The 18,175-nt window shown below is 68.2% G+C and carries 14 protein-coding genes and 3 tRNA genes; all 17 read left to right on the top strand.

Features of this window, described 5'->3' with window-relative positions; genetic code table 11:
• Window positions 1-2 precede the first annotated feature (2 nt).
• The 17 genes from K244_RS0108440 to rplK all read left to right on the top strand — a co-directional run bounded on the left by K244_RS0108440 (window position 3) and on the right by rplK (window position 18,175).
• The gene (locus K244_RS0108440) at window positions 3-1,517 is read left to right on the top strand and encodes an NADH-quinone oxidoreductase subunit M (RefSeq protein ID WP_020185818.1); all 1,515 of its coding nucleotides are present in this window, start codon (window positions 3-5) and stop codon (window positions 1,515-1,517) included.
• A 243-nt stretch (window positions 1,518-1,760) separates the two neighbouring features.
• Window positions 1,761-3,197, top strand: a complete 1,437-nt coding sequence (nuoN, locus tag K244_RS0108435) for an NADH-quinone oxidoreductase subunit NuoN (protein ID WP_020185817.1) — start codon at window positions 1,761-1,763, stop codon at window positions 3,195-3,197.
• A gap of 244 nt (window positions 3,198-3,441) precedes the next feature.
• A complete protein-coding gene (locus tag K244_RS0108430; RefSeq protein ID WP_020185816.1) occupies window positions 3,442-4,233 on the top strand; it encodes a biotin--[acetyl-CoA-carboxylase] ligase in 792 nt (263 codons plus the stop codon).
• 8 nt (window positions 4,234-4,241) lie between these two features.
• A complete protein-coding gene (locus K244_RS0108425) occupies window positions 4,242-5,906 on the top strand; it encodes a ribonuclease J (protein ID WP_020185815.1) in 1,665 nt (554 codons plus the stop codon).
• Window positions 5,907-6,059: 153 nt separating this feature from the next.
• Entirely contained in the window at window positions 6,060-6,464 is a 405-nt protein-coding gene (gene mce, locus K244_RS0108420; protein WP_020185814.1) for a methylmalonyl-CoA epimerase, read from the top strand.
• The gene (locus K244_RS0108415; RefSeq protein ID WP_020185813.1) at window positions 6,461-6,739 is read left to right on the top strand and encodes a DUF1467 family protein; all 279 of its coding nucleotides are present in this window, start codon (window positions 6,461-6,463) and stop codon (window positions 6,737-6,739) included. The genes mce and K244_RS0108415 overlap by 4 nt, the downstream gene beginning before the upstream one ends.
• 634 nt (window positions 6,740-7,373) lie before the next feature.
• Window positions 7,374-8,699 carry a proline--tRNA ligase gene (gene proS / locus K244_RS0108410; RefSeq protein ID WP_020185812.1) on the top strand — a complete coding sequence of 442 codons (1,326 nt, stop codon included), beginning with the start codon at window positions 7,374-7,376 and terminating at the stop codon, window positions 8,697-8,699.
• An 8-nt stretch (window positions 8,700-8,707) separates the two neighbouring features.
• Entirely contained in the window at window positions 8,708-10,003 is a 1,296-nt protein-coding gene (locus K244_RS0108405) for a lipoprotein-releasing ABC transporter permease subunit (RefSeq protein ID WP_020185811.1), read from the top strand.
• Window positions 10,000-10,743, top strand: a complete 744-nt coding sequence (locus K244_RS0108400) for an ABC transporter ATP-binding protein (protein ID WP_020185810.1) — start codon at window positions 10,000-10,002, stop codon at window positions 10,741-10,743. Before K244_RS0108405 ends, K244_RS0108400 begins: the two co-directional genes overlap by 4 nt.
• A 515-nt stretch (window positions 10,744-11,258) precedes the next feature.
• Complete coding sequence (gene dnaE / locus K244_RS0108390; RefSeq protein ID WP_020185808.1) at window positions 11,259-14,699, top strand: DNA polymerase III subunit alpha; 3,441 nt, start codon at window positions 11,259-11,261, stop codon at window positions 14,697-14,699.
• A gap of 178 nt (window positions 14,700-14,877) precedes the next feature.
• Window positions 14,878-14,962, top strand: a tRNA-Tyr gene (locus K244_RS0108385).
• A 19-nt stretch (window positions 14,963-14,981) separates the two neighbouring features.
• Window positions 14,982-15,055 (top strand) — tRNA-Gly (locus K244_RS0108380).
• Window positions 15,056-15,301: 246 nt separating this feature from the next.
• Window positions 15,302-16,492 (top strand): elongation factor Tu, encoded by a 1,191-nt coding sequence (gene tuf / locus K244_RS0108375; protein WP_020185794.1) that lies wholly within the window; start codon window positions 15,302-15,304, stop codon window positions 16,490-16,492.
• 176 nt (window positions 16,493-16,668) lie between these two features.
• Window positions 16,669-16,745: transfer RNA gene (locus K244_RS0108370), tRNA-Trp, on the top strand.
• A gap of 134 nt (window positions 16,746-16,879) precedes the next feature.
• Window positions 16,880-17,077 (top strand): preprotein translocase subunit SecE, encoded by a 198-nt coding sequence (secE, locus tag K244_RS0108365; RefSeq protein ID WP_020185807.1) that lies wholly within the window; start codon window positions 16,880-16,882, stop codon window positions 17,075-17,077.
• Entirely contained in the window at window positions 17,074-17,634 is a 561-nt protein-coding gene (gene nusG / locus K244_RS0108360; RefSeq protein WP_020185806.1) for a transcription termination/antitermination protein NusG, read from the top strand. The genes secE and nusG overlap by 4 nt, the downstream gene beginning before the upstream one ends.
• 109 nt (window positions 17,635-17,743) lie before the next feature.
• Complete coding sequence (gene rplK / locus K244_RS0108355; protein WP_020185805.1) at window positions 17,744-18,175, top strand: 50S ribosomal protein L11; 432 nt, start codon at window positions 17,744-17,746, stop codon at window positions 18,173-18,175.

The following is an 18,175-nucleotide window of genomic DNA, read 5'->3' as shown; positions in this document are numbered from 1 at the left end:
CTATGACCGGCTGGCCCATCCTTTCGCTGCTGACGTTCCTGCCGCTGGTCGGCGTCTTCTTCCTGCTGATGATCCGCGGGACGGACGAGGCGAGCCTGCGCAACGTCAAGCACGTCGCGCTGTGGACGACGGTGGTGAACTTCGTCGTCTCGCTCGTGCTGTGGGCGAAGTTCGATCTCGCCGAGCCCGGCTTCCAGTTCGTCGAGCAGGCCGAATGGCTCGGCTCCTCGATCAACTACAAGCTCGGCGTGGACGGCATCTCGGCGCCCTTCGTGGTGCTGACGGCCTTCCTCATGCCGTTCTGCATCCTGGCGTCCTGGACCTCCATCACCCACCGGGTGAAGGAGTACATGATCGCGTTCCTGGTGCTCGAAACGCTGATGATCGGCGTGTTCTCCGCGCTCGACCTCGTGCTGTTCTACCTGTTCTTCGAGGCCGGCCTGATCCCGATGTTCCTCATCATCGGCATCTGGGGCGGCAAGCGCCGGGTCTACGCCAGCTTCAAGTTCTTCCTCTACACGCTGCTCGGCTCGCTGCTGATGCTCGTCGGCATCCTCGCGATGTACGGGACCGCCGGCACCACCGACATCGTGGCGCTGCTCGCCTACAAGTTCTCGCCCGAGATGCAGACCTGGCTGTGGCTCGGCTTCTTCGCCTCCTTCGCGGTGAAGATGCCGATGTGGCCGGTCCACACCTGGCTGCCGGACGCGCACGTGGAGGCGCCGACCGCGGGCTCGGTCATCCTGGCCGGCATCCTGCTGAAGATGGGCGGCTACGGCTTCCTGCGGTTCTCGCTGCCGATGTTCCCGCTCGCGAGCGAGTACTTCGCGCCCTTCGTGTTCACGCTGTCCGTCGTCGCGATCGTCTACACCTCGCTGGTCGCGCTGATGCAGGAGGACGTGAAAAAGCTGATCGCCTACTCCTCGGTCGCGCACATGGGCTTCGTCACCATGGGCATCTTCGCGCTGAACGAGCAGGGGGTGCAGGGCGCGGTGTTCCAGATGATCAGCCACGGCGTGGTGTCCGGCGCGCTGTTCCTTTGCGTCGGCGTGGTCTACGACCGGCTGCACACCCGCGAGATCAAGGCCTTCGGCGGCCTCGTGAACCGCATGCCGTGGTACGCGGCGGCCTTCCTCGTCTTCACCATGGCGAATGTCGGCCTGCCCGGCACCTCCGGCTTCGTCGGCGAGTTCCTGACGCTGATGGGCTCGTTCCGGGCCAACACCTGGGTCGCGCTGGTCGCCACCACGGGCGTGATCCTCTCGGCGGGCTACGCGCTCTGGCTCTACCGCCGCGTGGTGCTGGGCGCGCTCGACAAGCCCGAGCTCGCCGGGATCCCTGACCTCTCGCGCCGGGAGATCGCGTTGCTCGCGCCGCTGGCGGTCCTGACCATCCTGTTCGGCGTGTGGCCGGCGCCGGTGATCGACTTCTCCGCCGCCTCCATCGGCGGCCTGCTCCAGCAGACCACCGCCGCCATCGAGAGCGCCGGCAAGGCCGCTGCGCTGGTGGGGCAGTGATGACCATGACCCGCGTCCAGCCCCCTCACCCGGAGGGCTTCGCCCTCCGACCTCTCCCCGCCGGGGAGAGGTGCGCGGCGACGGCGTGGCGCGATCCGTATGCGGAAATTGCGCGGAAGCCCGCGCTTCACCTCTCCCCGGCGGGGAGAGGTCGGCCCGAAGGGCCGGGTGAGGGGGCTTGCGGGCCGGTGGCTTGTGCTGCGCGCCCGGTTGGGATCGCCGAACTGACGAAGGCCCTTTGAAATGGACGCCACAGCTTTCCCCACCCTTGCGCCTGCGCTGCCGGAGATCATCCTCGCGGTCGGGTCGCTCGCGCTCGTGCTCATCGGCGCCGTCATGGGCGAGCGCTCGACGCAGCTGATCAACGGCCTGGCGCTGGCGCTGCTGGCCGCGGCCGGCGTCGCGGTGGTCGTCGCGCCGGACGCCGTGACCTTCGGCGGCAGCTTCGTGCTGGACGGCTTCGCGCGGTTCATGAAGATCGTCGCCTTCATCGGCGCCTACGCGGCCCTGCTGCTCTCGTTCGACTACATGGAGCGGCTGAAGTTCGCCCGCTTCGAATACGCCATCCTGGTGGTGCTCTCGACGCTCGGCATGTCGCTGATGATCTCGGCGCACGACCTGATCGCGCTCTACCTCGGCCTCGAGCTTCAGAGCCTCGCGCTCTACGTCATCGCCGCCATCAACCGCGACGACGAGCGCTCGACCGAAGCCGGCCTCAAGTACTTCGTGCTCGGCGCGCTGTCGTCCGGCATGCTGCTCTACGGCGCGTCGCTGGTCTACGGCTACACTGGCGCGGTCGGCTTCGCCGACATCGCGGAGGCGCTGAAGTCCGGCGAGGCCTCGCTCGGGCTCATCTTCGGCGTGGTGTTCCTGATCTCGGGCTTCGCGTTCAAGGTCTCGGCGGTGCCGTTCCACATGTGGACGCCGGACGTCTACGAGGGCGCGCCGACGCCGATCACCGCCTTCTTCGCCTCCGCCACCAAGGTCGCCGGCATGGCGATGTTCGTGCGCGTGATCATGGAGGCCTTCCCCTCGGTCACGACCGAGTGGCGCCAGGTGGTGGTGTTCGTGGCGCTCGCCTCGATGGCGCTCGGCTCCTTCGCGGCGATCGGCCAGAAGAACCTCAAGCGCCTGATGGCCTACTCCTCGATCGGCCACATGGGCTACGCGCTGGTGGGCCTCGCCGCCGGCACGCCAGAGGGCGTCCGCGGCGTCATGATCTATCTCGCGATCTACGTCGCCATGACGCTCGGCGCCTTCGCCTGCATCCTCTCCATGCGGGTCAAGGACGGATCCTACGTCGAGAGCATCTCCGACCTCGCGGGGCTCTCGCGCACCAAGCCGGCCATGGCTTTCGTGCTGGCGATGATCCTGTTCTCGCTCGCCGGCATCCCGCCGCTCGCCGGCTTCTTCGCGAAGTTCTACGTGTTCTACGCCGCGGTGAACGCCGGGCTCTACCTGCTCGCGGTCGCCGGCTTCGTGCTGTCGGTGGTGGGCGCGTTCTACTACCTGCGCATCGTCAAGATCATCTACTTCGACGAGCCGACGGTGGCCTTCGAGCCCATGAGCTTCGGCGCAAAGGCCGTGCTGACGCTCGCGGGCGGCTTCACGCTGCTGTACTTCGTCTACCCCGGCCCGCTCACCGCCGCCGCCGGCGCCGCCGCGCAGTCGCTGTTCTGAGGGTGAGGGCGGCTTTCGGGGCCTGCGGAGCTTCATTTTCCGCCACCCCCACCCCTTACCCCTCCCCGCAGGGGGGAGGGGGGATGCCAGCATTGCGACGATCAGCCGACCTCCGAGCCAAGCTCCACGCGCTCCCCTCCCCCTTGCGGGGAGGGGCTGGGGGTGGGGGTGGCGCCGAAGAGAGCGGAACGGTTCCGATCGTCGCAGGGCTTGATGGCGACCAGAAGCTGCAAGCTCCTCGCGCATGACCTTCGCCCTCGGCCCCACGGCGGTCGCCGCCGGCCACGCGCTGCACGCCTATGACACGGTCGGCTCCACCAACGCCGAGGCGCTGGCGCTCGCCCGCGAAGGCCGCGGGCCGGCCTGGGTCGTCGCGCGGGCGCAGACGGCGGGGCGCGGACGGCGGGGGAGGGCGTGGTCCACGGGGCGTGGGAACTTGGCGGCGAGCTTCGGCGCGACGCTGGCGATTCCCCCCCAGACGGCCGCCACGCTCGGATTCGTGGCGGGGCTCGCGCTGGAGCAGGCGCTGCGCGCCGTCGCGCCGTCGCTCGGCCAGCCCACCACCCGGCCCGAGCTCAAGTGGCCGAACGACGTGATCGTCGACGGCGCGAAGCTCGCCGGCATCCTGCTGGAGGCCGACACGTCGGCGCCGGGGCGGGTCGCGATCGCGGTCGGGATCGGCGTCAACGTGGCCTCCGCGCCCGAAGGACTACCCTATCCGGGGGTCTCGCTGGCCTCCCGCGGCGACGACACGACGGCGGAACAGCTCTTCGTCGCGTTGACGGACGCCTTCGCGGCGTGGTTCGACACATGGGACGACGGGCGCGGCTTCGCGCAGGTGCGCAAAGGCTGGATGGCGCGCGCGGCGGGCCTGGGATCGACGGTCACGGTCGATCTGGGCGCCCGCATTGCGCGCGGCGTGTTCGAAAAGATCGATGACGACGGCCGCCTCGTGCTACGAGGCGCAGATGGAACGCTTGTCACGGTAAGTGCTGGCGAGGTTTGCTTCGGAACCGCAGCGACGGTCCGGGAATAAGGGCGGGAATGGCGCAGGATCTGGTTTTCGTTCCCCTCGGCGGCGTCGGGGAGATCGGCATGAACGCCGGCCTCTACGGCTTCGGCGAGGGTCGCAAGCGGCGTTGGCTGATGGTCGACTGCGGCGTCACCTTCGGCGATCAGGTTACGACGCCCGGCGTCGACCTGATCATGCCGGACATCCGCTTCGCCAAGGCGCAGGGCGGGGCGCTCGAGGCGATCATCCTCACCCACGCCCATGAGGACCACTACGGCGCGCTGCTCGACCTCTGGCCGCAGCTGAAGTGCCCGGTCTACGCCACGCCCTTCGCGGCCGGCCTCCTGGCCGCCAAGCGCTCGGCCGAGCGCGACGCCCCGAAGATCGACGTGCGCGTGGTGGCCGAAGGCTCGCGCTTCCCCGTCGGGCCGTTCGACGTCGAGCTGATCTCCGTCGCGCATTCGATCCCGGAATCGACCGCGCTCGCGATCCGCACCCCGGCCGGCACGGTGATCCACACCGGCGACTGGAAGATCGACCGCACGCCGGTGCTCGGCCGTCCCACCGACGAGGAGCGCTTCCGCGCGATCGGCGAGGAGGGCGTCGCCGCGATCGTCGGCGATTCGACCAACGCGCTGCGCGAAGGCATCTCGCGGTCCGAGTCCGAGGTCGCGGAGAGTCTTGCGGGCCTCATCAAGTCCGCCCCGGGGCGCGTCGCCGTCACCACCTTCGCCTCCAACGTCGGCCGCCTGCGCGCGGTCGCCGACGCGGCGCTCGCCGCCGACCGCCAGGTGGTGCTGGTCGGCCGCGCCATGGCGCGCGCCACCGACGTCGCCCGCGAGCTCGGCTATCTCGAGGGCGTTCCGGACTTCCTCAGCCCCGACGCCTTCGGCTACCTGCCGCGCAACAAGGTCGTCGCGCTCATGACCGGCAGCCAGGGCGAGCCGCGCGCCGCGCTCGCCCGCGTCGCCGAGGGCGACCATCCGGAAGTCACCCTCGCCAAGGGCGACCGGGTGATCTTCTCCTCGCGCGCCATCCCCGGCAACGAGAAGGCGGTCGGCCGTATCATCAACAAGCTCGTCGAGGGCGGCGCGGACGTCATCACCGACCGCACCCACTTCGTCCACGTCTCCGGCCATCCCCGGCAGGAGGAGCTCGCCATGCTCTACGGCTGGATCAAGCCGCAGGCGCTGGTTCCGGTCCACGGCGAAGAGGTCCACCTCGACGGCCACGCGGAGTTCGCGAAGGCGGTCGGCGTGCCCAAGGTCGTGCGGGTCCGCAACGGCGACATCGTGCGCCTCGCGGGCGGGCCGGTCGAGATCGTGGACAACGTCCCCACCGGGCGGATGCTCAAGGACGGCCGCGTGATGATCTACGCGACCGAGCAGACCATCCCCGAGCGCCGCAAGCTCGCCTTCGCCGGCGTCGTGTCGATCGCGGTCGGCTTCAACGAGCGCGGCGAAGTGGCGGGCGAGGTCTCGATCCGCTTCACCGGCCTGCCGCCGCGCGACGACGAGGGCACCCTGATGCCCGAGGTGCTGCGCGACACGGTGCTGGACTGCCTCGACGGCCTGTCGCGCCAGAAGCGACGCGACGCCGGCCTGGTCGAGAAGGCGATCGAGCGCGCCGTCCGCGGCGAGCTGCAGACGGTATGGGGCAAAAAGCCAATATGCCACGTCAGCGTGGTGGGGGTATGAGCGAGCGCTAGGAGCGCCCGCCGGCACAGCGCATCATCCCGGCCGAAGCGATGAGCGGAGAGCCGGGACCGACCGTCGGTAGGCGCCTGATCCTGATCACGATCCCGGCTGTTCGCGGCTTCGCCGCTCCGCCGGGATGACGGAGCGAAGCAGATGATCGGCCGCCTGAACCACGTCGCCATCGCCGTGCCGGACCTCGAGGCCGCGACCGCGGTCTATCGCGACACGCTGGGCGCGAAGGTGACGCCCGCCGCCGACGAGCCGGACCACGGCGTGACGGTGGTCTTCATCGAACTGCCGAACACCAAGATCGAGCTGCTCGCGCCGCTCGGCGCGAACTCGCCGATCCAGGCCTTCCTCGACCGCGCGCCGGCCGGCGGTATCCACCATGTCTGCTACGAGGTGGACGACATCCTGGTCGCCCGCGACCAGCTGAAGGCCAAGGGCGCGCGCGTGCTGGGCTCCGGCGAGCCGAAGATCGGCGCCCACGGTAAGCCGGTGCTGTTCCTTCATCCGAAGGACATGCTGGGCACACTGGTGGAGCTCGAGCAGGCGTGATTTTCCCGCTGGTCAGCTGGGCGGCGATCTATTTCGTGATCTGGTGGATCACGCTGTTCGCGATTCTGCCCTTCGGCATGCGCACCCAGTTCGACGCCGGCGAAGTGATCCCCGGCACCGAGCCCAGCGCCCCGGTCCGCCTGCGCGGCTGGCGCATCGTGGGCTTAACCACGCTCGCCGCGACGGGGGTGTTCCTGTTCGTGGTCTGGCTGCTGACCCAAAGCCACTTCACGCTCGACGACGTGCCGTTCTTTCCCAAGTTCGAGCAGGTTTAGGACACGGTTTTCGCGCCCGGCGCCTCAGCCGCCACATCCAGTCGTTTACGCGCGGGGATACCTCCTCGCGCCGAAGGCGTGGGGAGGGTGGCCCTCGGCGGAGCCGAGGTCGGGAGGGGTCTTGGGCGTAGGGCGGGGACGTCGGCGTCGAGCGCCGTCCTGGGGGGAGCCGTCGCTCGCGCAAATAAAAAAAGCAGAGCCTGCGCCCTGCTTTTTTGGAGTTTCTTTTTCCGAGCCCGTTCTAGGTCGACGCGCCGCGAGCGGTGCGGGACTTCGGCGCTTTTCGACCGTCTAACGCATCGAAGACGCGATGAACGGACATCCTCCCAAGACTTGGACCGCTGTTTGGCCCGGCGTGGCAACGTCGCCGGGCGGCCCTTTGTTATGTCGAGACCGTAGCGCGCCTGCGACGGGTTGTCACCTATTTGTGCATCTGGCGCCAAAAAAAAGAGCCCAAAGTTCGCGGCCTGAAATCCTGTGCGCGCGCGCTCGGAAATCAACGAAATCGGCGGGAAGGGCGACGCGGCGACGTCGCGGCTTGTGTTTTGCGGGGGCATCGGGTTTCGTTCCGGCCGTCGCGCGGGCGCGCGATTTGCCGCTTCGCCCGCGCCCTCTCCCGGAGCCGTCGGACGTCATGCGCCTCAGCCGTTACTTCATGCCCATCCTGCGCGACGCGCCCAAGGAGGCGGAGATCGTCTCCCACCGCCTGATGCTGCGAGCGGGAATGATCCGGCAGGAGGCCGCCGGCATTTACGCCTGGCTGCCGCTCGGGCTGAAGGTGCTGAACAACATCTGCCGCGTGATCCGGGAGGAGCAGGACCGGGCCGGCGCGATCGAACTGATGATGCCGACCATCCAGCTGGCCGACCTGTGGCGCGAAAGCGGGCGGTACGACGCCTACGGCAAGGAGATGCTGCGCATCAAGGACCGGCACGATCGGGAGATGCTCTACGGGCCGACCAACGAGGAGATGATCACCGAGATCTTCCGCTCGAGCGTCCGCTCCTACAAGGACCTGCCGAAGAACCTCTACCATATCCAGTGGAAGTTCCGGGACGAGGTGCGGCCCCGCTTCGGCGTGATGCGCTCGCGCGAGTTCCTGATGAAGGACGCCTACTCCTTCGATCTCGACAAGGAGGCCGCCCGCACCTCCTACAACCGCATGTTCACGGCCTACCTCCGCACCTTCGCGCGGCTCGGGCTGAAGGCGATTCCGATGGCGGCCGACACCGGCCCGATCGGCGGCGACCTCTCCCACGAGTTCATCATCCTGGCGAAGACCGGCGAGAGCGCCGTGTTCTGCCACGAGGACTACCTGAGCTTCGACACGCCGGGGCTCGACGTCGACTTCGACGACGCGGCGGGCCTGCAGGCGATCGTGGACAAGTGGACCAGCCTCTACGCCGCGACCGAGGAGATGCACGACGAGGCGAAGTTCGCCGAGACGCCGGAGGCGAGCCGGCTTTCGGCCCGCGGCATCGAGGTCGGCCACATCTTCTACTTCGGGACGAAGTACTCCGAGGCCATGGGCGCCAAGGTGACCGGCCCCGACGGCAAGGAGGTCCATGTTCACATGGGCTCCTACGGCATCGGCCCATCGCGGCTCGCCGCCGCGATCATCGAGGCCGGCCATGACGACGCCGGAATCATCTGGCCGGATGCGGTCGCGCCGTTCAAGGTCGGGCTCGTGAACTTGAAGCCTGGGGATTCGGCCTGCGACGCGGCCTGCGAAGACCTCTACGCCAAGCTCAAAGGGCAGGGCATCGACGTGCTCTACGACGACACCGACGACCGGGCGGGCGCGAAGTTCGCGACCATGGACCTCATCGGCCTGCCCTGGCGCCTCGTCGTCGGGCCGAAGGGCCTTGCGAACGGCGTGGTGGAGCTGAAACGCCGCGGCCCGGGCGCGCCCGAGCAGCTGAGCGTCGACGCCGCCCTCAACGCGCTGACCGCGAGCTGACGCCCCTCATGACCGACGCCCGCGACGCCGCCGACGGAGCCGCGCCCGGCGCGACGCGGCCCTTCGCCCGTTTCGAGTGGCTGATCGCGGGCCGCTACCTTCGCGCCCGTCGGCGCGAGGGCTTCATCTCGGTCATCGCCGGCTTCTCGTTCCTTGGCATCACGCTCGGCGTCGCCACGCTCATCATCGTGATGGCGGTGATGAACGGCTTCCGCACCGAGCTGCTCTCCAAGATCCTCGGCATCAACGGCCACGCCGTGGTGCAGCCCATCGACGGGCCGCTGACGGACTACCTCGCGCTGGCCGACCGGCTGGGGAAGGTCGACGGCGTGAAGTACGTCATTCCCCAGGTGGAGGGGCAGGCGCTGGTGTCCTCGCCCTCCGCCTCGGGCGGCGTGCTGGTGCGGGGCGTGCGCGCGCAGGAGCTCGGCAAGCTGCCGTTGGTCTCGCGGACCATCCGCGAGGGCACGCTGGAAGGCTTCGACGACGGGGAAGGGCTGCTGATCGGCCGCCGCCTCGCCGACCAGCTCGGCGTGCGCGCCGGCGACACCATCTCGCTCGTCACCCCGCGCGGCGCGGTGACGCCCATGGGCGTGACGCCGCGCATCAAGGGCTACCGCGTGGCGGCGATCTTCGAGATCGGCATGTCGGAGTACGACGCCGCGATCGTCTTCATGCCGCTTGGCGAGGCCCAGGCCTACTTCAACCGCGAGGACGACGTCTCCTCGATGGAGATCTACCTCGACGACCCCGACGCCATCGACAGGGTCAAGCCCGAGCTGCAGGCCGCCGCCGGCCGCGCCGTCTACCTGCTGGACTGGCGCGACCGCAACAAGACCTTCTTCTCGGCGCTGGAGGTGGAGCGGAACGTGATGTTTCTGATCCTCACGCTGATCGTGCTTGTGGCCGCGCTCAACATCATCTCCGGCTTGATCATGCTGGTGAAGGACAAGGGGCGCGACATCGCGATCCTTCGCACGATGGGCGCGACCAGCGGGGCGGTGATGCGGATCTTCCTCATCACCGGGGCCAGCATCGGCGTGGTCGGCACGCTGGCGGGCTTCGCCCTCGGCATGATCGTGTGCGTGAACATCGAGGCCATCCGCGCCTTCATGGCCTACCTCACCGGGACCGAACTGTTCTCGCCCGAGGTCTATTTCCTCAGCCAGCTGCCGGCGGACCCCAACCTGCGCGAGACCGCGACCGTGGTGCTGATGGCGCTGGCGCTCTCCGTGCTCGCCACGCTGTACCCTTCATGGCGCGCTGCCAAGCTCGATCCCGTGGAGGCGCTGCGCTACGAATGAGCGACGTCGACACCCACACCGATCCGCAGGACGACGGCGGCCCCGGGGCGCCCTACGAGGAGCGCCCGCCGCTGCTGGTGCTCGACGGCGTCGTGCGGCGCTACCGCCAGGGCGAGGCGACCCTCGAGGTGCTGGCCGGCGCCTCGATGGTGATGAACGCGGGCGAATCGATCGCGCTGATCGCGCCTTCGGGCACGGGCAAGTCGACGCTGCTGCACGTCGCCGGACTGCTGGAGCGGCCGGACAGCGGCGAGGTCTTTCTCGACGGCGAGCCGACCTCGGGCCTCTCCGACGACGCCCGCACCGCGATCCGCCGCAACCAGATCGGGTTCGTCTACCAGTTCCACCACCTGCTGCCGGAGTTCTCCGCGCTCGAAAACGTGGTGATGCCGCAGCTCATCCGCGGCCTCGCCCCCGCCGAGGCGGAGAGCCGCGCGAGGGACCTGCTCGGCTACCTCGGGCTTGGCAAGCGCCTGACCCACCGGCCGGCGGAGCTCTCCGGCGGCGAGCAGCAGCGCGTCGCCATCGCCCGCGCCGTCGCCAACGCGCCGCGTCTGCTGTTTGCGGACGAACCGACCGGCAACCTCGACCCGACCACCTCGGCGCATGTGTTCCAGACGCTGACCGCGCTCGCCCGCGCTTCGGGCCTCTCCGCCATGGTCGCGACCCACAACCTCGACCTCGCCGCGACGCTTGACCGCCGCGTGACCCTGCGCGACGGGGTGCTGGTGGAGGTGTGAGCGCAAGCTAGCGGCTTCGGCGGAGCGTGAGAGGCTCAGATCGCCACGCCGTCATGCCCCCGCCTTCGCGCGGGTCTGCGCGACTTTGGGCAGAGCTCGACGCCTTGGTCGTAGACACCCGGCTTCGCGGTCCGTCCAGCACACCCTGCCGGTTAACCCGCGCCAGGCCGTTTCGACCTTTTCCTTAACCACCCCCAACCCTCCGGCTCCCGCCCCTGTGCGAAAGCGCTTGACCGGCTGTGGAGAAGAAACAAAATAGGAACATAACAAGTCCAGAACGGGAGTGCGTCATGGACCGGACCGACGGTTGGAACTTGGTGCTAGGGGTAGTAGGGGGCGCGATCGAGCTCGGCTCCGTCATGGTTTTTTTTGGCGCGCTGGTGCTTTGGGCGGACGCCTTAGGGTCGGTCTGACGGGAGCATCTCCGCCCGCGCCTGTGGAGACCCGCGTCTCCCGGGGCGCGCCTGGGTTCGCGGCGGAGTAGGGTGGGCGCGACGACACGAGGGAGGCGCGCGATGGCCGACGGCGGACTGAAGGGCGATCTCGGCTTCGTCCATCTCCACGTGCGCTCGTCCTTCTCGCTGCTCGAAGGCGCGCTGACGGTCGCGAAGATCGCCGCAGCGGCGAAGGCCGACCACATGCCGGCGATCGCGCTCACCGACGACAACCTGTTCGGCGCGCTCGAGTTTTCTGAGAAGATGGCCTCGGCTGGCGTGCAGCCGATCATCGGCATGGCGCTTGACGTCGAGTTCGCCGACCGCGAGGAACGCTCCGGTCGCCCGATGAAGGACGCGGGCCGCCCTCTCATCGTGCTGCTTGCGCGCTCCGAGGCCGGCTACCGCAACCTGATGGCGCTCGGCAGCCGCGCCTTCCTCGAAAGCGACGTCAACGAAGGCCCGCACGCGACCCTCGCGATGCTTGAGGCGCACCGCGACGGGCTGATCGCGCTGAGCGGCGGCCCCGAGGGCCCTGTGGACCGCATGCTGCTGGAAGGCGCCGACGACGTCGCGGCCGCGCGCCTGCAGACGCTGGCGGCGCTCTATGGCGACGGCCTCTACGTGGAGCTCCAGCGCCACGGCACGGCGAACGAGCGTTCGGTGGAGGGGGCGCTGGTCGACCTCGCCTACGCCCAAGGGATTCCGCTGGTCGCGACCAACGGCGCGCGCTTCGCGGAACGAAGCGATCACGAGGCGCATGACGCGCTGATCTGCCTCGCCGAAGGCCGCGTGCTGGCGGAAAGCGAGCGTCGCCAGTTCACGGCCGACCACAATCTGAAGTCCCGCGCGGAGATGGTGCGGCTGTTCGCCGATCTGCCCGAGGCGACCGCCAACACCGTCGAGATCGCGCGCCGCTGCGCCTACCGGCCGCGCACCATGAAGCCGATCCTGCCGCGCTTCACGGTCGGCGACGGCGTCGTGGACGAGGCGGCCGAACTGCGCCGCCAGGCGGTCGAGGGCCTCGCCTCGCGCCTTGCGGCGCATGGGCCCGCCCCGGAGCTCGACGTCGAAACCTACGAGCGCCGCCTCGACTTCGAGCTCGGCGTCATCGAGCGGATGAAGTTCCCAGGCTACTTCCTGATCGTCGCCGACTTCATCAAATGGGCCAAGGACCAGGGCATCCCGGTCGGCCCCGGCCGCGGGTCGGGCGCGGGCTCGCTCGTCGCCTATTCGCTCACCATCACAGACCTCGATCCGCTGAGGTTCGGCCTGCTGTTCGAGCGCTTCCTAAATCCCGAGCGCGTGTCGATGCCGGACTTCGACATCGACTTCTGCCAGGACCGGCGCGAGGAGGTGATCCGCTACGTCCAGGCGCGCTACGGCCTCGACCGCGTCGCGCAGATCATCACCTTCGGCACGCTGCAGGCCCGCGGCGTGATGCGCGACGTGGGCCGCGTGCTCGAGATGCCCTACGGCCAGGTCGACAAGCTCTGCAAGCTCGTGCCGCAGAACCCCGCCAATCCCGTCACCTTGAAGCAGGCGGTCGCCGACGAGCCCAAGCTGTCGGAGGCGCGCGAGGAGGATGAGAAGGTCGGGCGCATGCTCGACATCGCGCTCAAGCTCGAGGGGCTTTACCGCCACGCCTCGACCCACGCCGCCGGCATCGTGATCGGCGACCGACCGCTGTCGGAGTTGGTGCCGCTCTACCGCGATCCGCGCTCCGACATGCCGGTCACCCAGTTCAACATGAAGTGGGTGGAGCCGGCGGGCCTCGTGAAGTTCGACTTCCTCGGCCTCAAGACGCTGACGACGCTGACGACCGCCGTGAACCTGCTGAAGCGGCGCGGGGTGACCGTGGAGCTCGACAAGATCCCGCTCGACGACGCCGACACCTACGCCATGCTGTCGCGCGGGGAGACGGTCGGCGTGTTCCAGCTGGAAAGCGCGGGGATGCGGCGCGCGCTGGCCGACATGAAGCCGGACCGGTTCGAGGACATCATCGCGCTCGTCGCGCTGTACCGGCCGGGCCCGATGGCCAACATCCCGGTGTACTGCGCTCGGAAGCACGGCCAGGAAAGGCCGGAGTATCCGCATCCCAAGCTCGAGCCGATCCTGGGAGAGACCTTTGGCGTCATCATCTACCAGGAGCAGGTGATGCAGACGGCGCAGTCGCTCGCCGGCTACTCGCTGGGCGAGGCCGACCTGCTGCGCCGGGCGATGGGCAAGAAGATTCGCGCAGAGATGGACGCCCAGCGCGAGCGCTTCGTCACGGGCTGCGTCGACAATGGCATCGGCAAGGCGGACTCCTCGACGATCTTCGACCTGCTCGCGAAGTTCGCGGACTACGGCTTCAACAAAAGCCACGCGGCGGCCTATGCGCTCGTCGCTTACCAGACCGCCTATCTCAAGGCGAACCACCCCGTGGAGTTCCTCGCGGCCTCGATGACCCTCGACATGGGCTCGACCGACAAGCTGGCGGAGTTCCGCCAGGAGGCGATCCGCCTCGGCATCCCGGTGAAGCCGCCGTGCGTCAACCGCTCCGCGGTCGCCTTCGACGTCGACGACGGCGCGATCCTCTATGCGCTGGCGGCGCTGAAGGGCGTCGGCGGCCAGGCCGTGGAAGGGTTGGTCGCCGCGAGCCGCGCCAAGCGCTTCGCGGACCTGCCGGACTTCGCCCGGCGGCTCGACGCCAAGGCGCTGCCCAAACGCGCGCTGGAGAGCCTGATCCAGGCCGGGGCGCTCGACGCGCTGGAGCCGGACCGGGCGCGGGCGCTCGCCTGCGTCGAAGGCATCATGGGCGTCGCCTCGCGCACCCGCGATTCGGCGGCGGTCGGCCAGCACGACATGTTCGGCGGTTCGGCGGACCCGATCCGCCCGTCGCCGCATGAGAGTTGGTCGACCGGCGAGCGCCTGAAACGCGAATACGACTCGGTCGGCTTCTTCCTCTCCGGCCATCCGCTCGACGACTACAAGCCGCTGCTCGCGAAGCTGCGGGTGCGCAGCTATGTCGACTTCGTCGCGGCTGCGAAACAGGGCGCGACGGCGGGGAGGCTCGCCGCCACCGTGCTCGCCCGTCAGGAGCGCAAGACCAAGTCCGGCAATCGCATGGGCGTGATCATGCTGTCCGATCCGACGGGCCACTACGAGGCCGTGATCTTTTCGGAAGGGCTCGCCAAGCATCGGGACCTGCTGGAGCCCAACACGCCGGTGATCGTCTCGGTCAGCGCCGCGGTGGAGGGCGACGAGGTCCGGCTGCGCTTGGAAAGCGTCGAGCCCTTGGACCGCGCGGCCGAGAAGCTGCAGCGGTCGGTGCGGGTCTTCATGCGGGCGCCGGAGCCGATCGACGCGCTGGCCAAGCGGCTCGAGCCCGGCGGCGACGGGGAGGTCGCGGTGGTGTTGATGCTCGAGGAGGGCGAGACCGAAGTCGAGATCCGCCTGCCGGGCCGTTACCGCGTGTCGCCCCAGATCGCCGGCGCGTTGCGAACGGTGCCCGGGGTCGTGGCGGTCGAGGCGGCCTGACGCCGGCGGCGGCCGGCATGCCGGGCGCGCTTCGGCCGGCGGTTGGGGACGGAGACATGTTTTCCGGTTGACACCGCGGCCTCCGCCCCGCAAAAGCAGCGCCGCGAAACGCGCTGCGTCCTGGGACGCGCCGCGGCTCGCATCGTCCCGCAGGCGGCAAGCCTACGGGCCGGACTGTGGAGGGGTGCCCGAGTGGTTAAAGGGGACGGACTGTAAATCCGTTGGCTCAGCCTACGTTGGTTCAAATCCAACCCCCTCCACCATCCACCGGCCCTCTCGCGCGCGGGTGTAGCTCAATGGTAGAGCAGCAGCCTTCCAAGCTGAATACGAGGGTTCGATTCCCTTCACCCGCTCCAAGTCTTCCAGCCTGAGCCGTTCGGCCCGAGGGTAGGTAAGGCCAATCTCAGGTCTTGCTGGGAAAGCCGGCGCCGTCTGATATCCAAGGCTTAGCGGGGAGGCTTTCGCTGTTTAGCGGCGCGCGGCGCAGGAGCTTGCGGCCGTCGTTGAAACGGCCGCGTTTTTCCCGCTTGTGAAACGAGCGAAACCCGCCTAGAGGAGCGTCGCTTCTCGCCAAACACGAGACTTCACGCAGGATACCGCTGATGGCCAAGGAAAAGTTCGCGCGGACGAAGCCGCATTGCAACATTGGGACGATTGGTCATGTTGACCATGGCAAGACGTCTCTGACGGCGGCGATCACGAAGGTTCTTGCTGAGACGGGCGGCGCGACGTTTACGGCGTACGACCAGATCGACAAGGCGCCGGAAGAGAAGGCGCGCGGCATCACGATCTCGACGGCGCACGTGGAGTACGAGACGGCGAACCGGCATTACGCGCACGTCGACTGCCCCGGCCACGCCGACTACGTGAAGAACATGATCACGGGCGCGGCGCAGATGGACGGCGCGATCCTGGTGGTTTCAGCGGCGGACGGCCCGATGCCGCAGACCCGCGAGCACATCCTGCTGGCGCGCCAGGTCGGCGTTCCGGCGCTGGTGGTGTTCCTGAACAAGTGCGACCTGGTGGACGACGAGGAGCTTCTGGAGCTGGTCGAGCTCGAGGTGCGCGAGCTTCTGTCGAAGTACGACTTCCCGGGCGACGACATTCCGATCATCAAGGGCTCGGCGGTCGTTGCGCTGCAGGGCGGCGACCCGAAGCTCGGCCATGACGCTGTGCTCGAGCTGATGAAGGCGGTGGACGCCTACATCCCGCAGCCGGAGCGGCCGATCGACCAGCCGTTCCTGATGCCGGTCGAGGACGTGTTCTCGATCTCGGGGCGCGGCACGGTTGTGACCGGCCGCGTTGAGCGCGGGATCGTGAAGGTCGGCGAGGAAGTCGAGATCGTCGGCATCAAGGCGACGGTGAAGACGACGGTGACGGGCGTCGAGATGTTCCGCAAGCTTCTGGACCAGGGCCAGGCGGGCGACAACATCGGGGCGCTGCTGCGCGGCACGAAGCGCGAGGACGTGGAGCGCGGGCAGGTCCTGTGCAAGCCGGGCTCTGTGAAGCCGCACACGAAGTTCAAGGCTGAGGCTTACATCCTCACCAAGGAGGAGGGCGGTCGTCACACGCCGTTCTTCACGAACTACCGTCCGCAGTTCTACTTCCGGACGACGGACGTGACAGGCGTGGTGCACCTCCCCGAGGGCACCGAGATGGTGATGCCGGGCGACAACATCGCGATGGAGGTGCACCTGATCGTGCCGATCGCGATGGAGGAGAAGCTGCGCTTCGCCATCCGCGAAGGCGGACGCACCGTCGGCGCAGGCGTCGTCGCTTCCATCATCGAGTGATTCTCCGCCTTCGGGCGGGACGAACGAAGTTACCGCCGGCCGTTCGACCAGACGGCCGGCGCCAAAGCTCTCGAAAGCGTTGACGTCGGCGCTTTTCGTGATCCGTCCGCGCCCAGGTGGTTGCGAACGGCCCTTGGGCGTGGCATATGAAGCCCCCGCCCAAGACCCCTGCGCTTAGGAGTGTAGCTCAACTGGTCAGAGCGCCGGTCTCCAAAACCGGAGGTTGCGGGTTCGAGTCCCTCCACTCCTGCCAGCGTGGGATCAAGGTTTTAGGTTCGCCAATGCGCGGACCAATTGGGGAGCCCCGCTTGCGGGCGATGCGACCTGAAGCGACATACTGGGGTGCGGACCTGTCGGCTGCGCCCCTTTTCGACGTGAATTGAGGCTATGGCGAAAACCAGTCCTGTCGAGTTCATTCAAGAGGTGGGCGCCGAGACCTCGAAAGTGGTGTGGCCGACTCGTCGCGAGACGACGATCACCACCGTCATGGTGTTCGTGTTCGTGTTCGTGGCGAGCGTGTTTTTCTTTTTCGCCGACATGATCCTCCGCACCGTCGTCACGCTGATTCTGGGAATCGGACAATGAGCGCGACCGACACGGCCGTGGGCGGCCGGCGCAAGCGCTGGTACATCGTCCACGCCTACTCGAATTTCGAGAAGAAGGTGGCCGAGTCGATCCGCGAGAAGGCGGAGCAGACCGGGCTTTCGGATCTCTTCGAGGAAATTCTCGTCCCGACCGAAAAGGTCGTCGAGGTGCGTCGCGGCCGCAAGGTCGACGCCGAGCGCAAGTTTTTTCCCGGCTACGTGCTGGTGAAGATGGACTTGACGGACCAGGCCTACCACCTGATCCGCAACACCCCGAAGGTGACCGGCTTCCTTGGCGCGGACAACAAGCCGTCGCCGATTTCGGACGCCGAGGCCGGCCGGATCATCCAGCAGGTCCAGGAAGGCATCGAGCGGCCCAAGCCGTCGGTGTCGTTCGAGGTCGGCGAGAACGTCCGGGTTTCGGACGGTCCGTTCGCCTCGTTCTCGGGCGTGGTGCAGGACGTCGACGAGGCGCGAGCGCGCCTCAAGATCGACGTGTCGATCTTCGGTCGCGCGACGACCGTCGATCTCGAGTACGGGCAGGTCGAAAAGGTCTGATCCGTTTCCCGCCGTGGGAGACAGGCGCCGGGCTCTTCGCTCGCCTGGGCCGCCGTTCGCACCACGGACAACGACGGCGGAATGCGAGCGCCGTCCAAGGAGCATCTAAATGGCGAAGAAGATCACAGGCTACATCAAGCTGCAGGTGCCGGCCGGCTCCGCAAACCCGTCGCCGCCGATTGGCCCGGCACTCGGTCAGCGCGGCCTGAACATCATGGAGTTCTGCAAGGCGTTCAACGCCCAGACCGGCCAGCTCGAGAAGGGCATGCCGATCCCGGTCGTGATCACGGCCTATGCGGACCGTTCGTTCACCTTCCAGCTCAAGACGCCCCCGGTCAGCTACTTCCTGAAGCAGGCCGCCGGCATCAAGTCTGGTTCCAAGACCACCGGCAAGGCGGCTCCCGTCGGCAAGGTGACCCAGGCCCAGCTGCGCGAGATCGCTGAGAAGAAGATGGCCGACCTGAACTGCGCCACCGTCGATTCGGCGGTCGCGATGATCGCGGGCTCCGCCCGCTCCATGGGTCTGACGGTGGAGGCCTGA

The sequence above is a fragment of the Methylopila sp. 73B genome (assembly GCF_000526315.1).
Lineage (GTDB): Bacteria > Pseudomonadota > Alphaproteobacteria > Rhizobiales > Methylopilaceae > Methylopila.
The sequence above is the reverse complement of the archived record's forward strand: the minus strand, read 5'-3'. Positions and strand labels throughout refer to the sequence as shown.

Coding starts and splice junctions, on each gene's coding strand:
- secE (WP_020185807.1), top strand. CDS start 16,880: ATGGCGAAAACCAGTCCTGTCGAGTTCATTCAAGAGGTGGGCGCCGAG.
- K244_RS0108405 (WP_020185811.1), top strand. CDS start 8,708: ATGACCGACGCCCGCGACGCCGCCGACGGAGCCGCGCCCGGCGCGACG.
- dnaE (WP_020185808.1), top strand. CDS start 11,259: ATGGCCGACGGCGGACTGAAGGGCGATCTCGGCTTCGTCCATCTCCAC.
- K244_RS0108400 (WP_020185810.1), top strand. CDS start 10,000: ATGAGCGACGTCGACACCCACACCGATCCGCAGGACGACGGCGGCCCC.
- K244_RS0108440 (WP_020185818.1), top strand. CDS start 3: ATGACCGGCTGGCCCATCCTTTCGCTGCTGACGTTCCTGCCGCTGGTC.
- nusG (WP_020185806.1), top strand. CDS start 17,074: ATGAGCGCGACCGACACGGCCGTGGGCGGCCGGCGCAAGCGCTGGTAC.
- tuf (WP_020185794.1), top strand. CDS start 15,302: ATGGCCAAGGAAAAGTTCGCGCGGACGAAGCCGCATTGCAACATTGGG.
- proS (WP_020185812.1), top strand. CDS start 7,374: ATGCGCCTCAGCCGTTACTTCATGCCCATCCTGCGCGACGCGCCCAAG.
- K244_RS0108430 (WP_020185816.1), top strand. CDS start 3,442: ATGACCTTCGCCCTCGGCCCCACGGCGGTCGCCGCCGGCCACGCGCTG.
- nuoN (WP_020185817.1), top strand. CDS start 1,761: ATGGACGCCACAGCTTTCCCCACCCTTGCGCCTGCGCTGCCGGAGATC.
- K244_RS0108425 (WP_020185815.1), top strand. CDS start 4,242: ATGGCGCAGGATCTGGTTTTCGTTCCCCTCGGCGGCGTCGGGGAGATC.
- mce (WP_020185814.1), top strand. CDS start 6,060: ATGATCGGCCGCCTGAACCACGTCGCCATCGCCGTGCCGGACCTCGAG.
- rplK (WP_020185805.1), top strand. CDS start 17,744: ATGGCGAAGAAGATCACAGGCTACATCAAGCTGCAGGTGCCGGCCGGC.